The sequence below is a fragment of the Streptomyces sp. PU-14G genome (assembly GCF_041028275.1).
Classification (GTDB): Bacteria; Actinomycetota; Actinomycetes; order Streptomycetales; family Streptomycetaceae; genus Streptomyces.
In genome coordinates, this window is sequence record NZ_JASKYT010000651.1 from 1 (window position 1) to 1,822 (window position 1,822).

General features: G+C 74.3%; 1 protein-coding gene. It reads right to left on the reverse strand.

Annotation, left to right across the window (positions count from 1 at the left end; genetic code table 11):
* Positions 1 to 943: 943 nt before the first annotated feature.
* Positions 944 to 1,789 carry a DegV family protein gene (locus AB8Z75_RS34395; RefSeq protein WP_369208989.1) on the reverse strand — a complete coding sequence of 282 codons (846 nt, stop codon included), beginning with the start codon at positions 1,787 to 1,789 and terminating at the stop codon, positions 944 to 946.
* Positions 1,790 to 1,822: the final 33 nt, after the last annotated feature.

The window sequence follows — 1,822 nt, forward strand, 5'->3', positions numbered from 1 at the left end:
GTGGGGGCCTCTGCCCAGAGGGGGAGGTCTCGGCGAGAAGTGACCGGGCACGGGTGGCTGCTCCGCCCGGGCCGGGTGCCGTGCGCCGCGAACGACGGACAAGGCGGTGCCCGTCCCGCCGGCCCGGGCCCGTGCCCGGGTTGCCCCGAGGGCCTCGGGGCGGCCGTCGCCGGGCCGGACGACGGCCGCGCGCGCCCGCCCCGGCCACGTCTGTCCCACCGGCCAGGGCAGTTGCACCGTCCCCGGCGCCTGGCGGGGTCCCTCCGGTTCCGTCCCCGTCGCCCGGCGAGGTCCCTCCGGTTCCGTCCCCGTTGCCCAGCGGGGGCCCACCGGCCCAGCCCTGGTCACCCAGCGGGGGTCCACCAGCCCAGCCCTGGTCACCCGGCGGGGGACCACCGGCCCAGCCCTGGTCACCGGGCGAGCTCGCCACTCCCCCGCCCTGGTCGCCAGGCGGGCTGCCCGTGCCCGCCTCGTCGTCTTCGGCCCAGCGTGGCGCGGGCCTTGGGACGCTCGGGGCTCCGCGCGCTGCCGCACGCACCGAAGCCGCGTCCGCGCCCCACACCGGCGAGCGCCCCGACACCACACGTCCCGCTTCGGGCTCTCCCACTCGTTCGCTCATGTCCAGGACGGTAGGCAGCCACGCCACCACGTGTTGATCTTGCTCGATTTCCGTGGACAACTCGCGAGTTGTGGACAACTCGCTCACCCTCCCGGGGGAAAGGTGACCCGAGATGACCCGAGAAAGCCGAGAAAGGCGAAAAACGCGAGAAGGCCGAGAAGAAGTGGCCCGAGGAAAGCTCACCCAGCAAAGGTGGCTCGACCGGAGACGGCCCGACCGGAGATGGCCCGACCGGAAGTGACCCGACGAAAAGCGCCGCGAGGAAAGGAGACCGGAGCCGCCAGGGGTTGAGGCGCGCCGAGGAGAGGGCTTCGGCCCGCAGACTCACCTGACGGACAGCACGGCCCCCAGCAGCCCCGGTCCCGTGTGGGCGCCGATGACGGCACCCACCTCGCTGACGTGCAGTTCCCGCAGGCCGGGCACCCGCTCGCGGAAGCGCTCCGCGAGCTTGGCCGCACGTTCGGCCGCGGCCAGGTGGTGGACGGCGATGTCCACCCGGGCGTCTCCCGCGCGGTCCACGATGATCTCTTCGAGGCGCGCGACGGCCTTCGAGGCGGTGCGGACCTTCTCCAGCATTTCGATGCGCCCGTCCTCCACCTCCAGCAGCGGCTTGACGGCGAGTGCCGAGCCCAGGAGGGCCTGTGCCGCGCCGATCCGGCCGCCCCTGCGCAGGTAGTCGAGCGTGTCGACGCAGAAGACCGCGCAGGTGGCCTCGGCACGCTTCTGGGCTGCGGCCACGGCGTCGTCCAACCGGCCGCCCGCCTCGGCGGTCTCGGCAGCCGCCAGGGCGCAGAAGCCGAGGGCCATCGCCACCACCCCGGTGTCGACGACCCGGACCGGGACGGGCGCTTCCCTGGCGGCCAGCAGGGCGGCGTCGTACGTGCCGGAGAACTCGGAGGACAGGTGCAGCGAAACGATTCCCTCGGCCCCTGCTCGCGCGGCGGCGCGGTAGGCACGGGCGAAGGTGTCGGGGCTGGGCCGGGACGTGGTCACGGGGCGCCGCTCGCGCAGCGCGGCCTCCAGCGAGCGGGCGGAGATCTCCGTGCCCTCCTCCCAAGCCTCGTCACCGAGCACGACGGTGAGCGGCACGGCCTCGATCGCGTGCCGACGCAGGGCCTGGGGCGGCAGGTATGCGGTGGAGTCCGTGATGATCGCGAGGCGGCCGTGCATGGGACGGAGCGTATCGGGCGGGTGAGGGGGCGG

What these genes read in the sequence shown, in the direction of transcription:
- AB8Z75_RS34395 (WP_369208989.1), bottom strand. Translation starts at nt 1,789, where the DNA reads ATGCACGGCCGCCTCGCGATCATCACGGACTCCACCGCATACCTGCCG.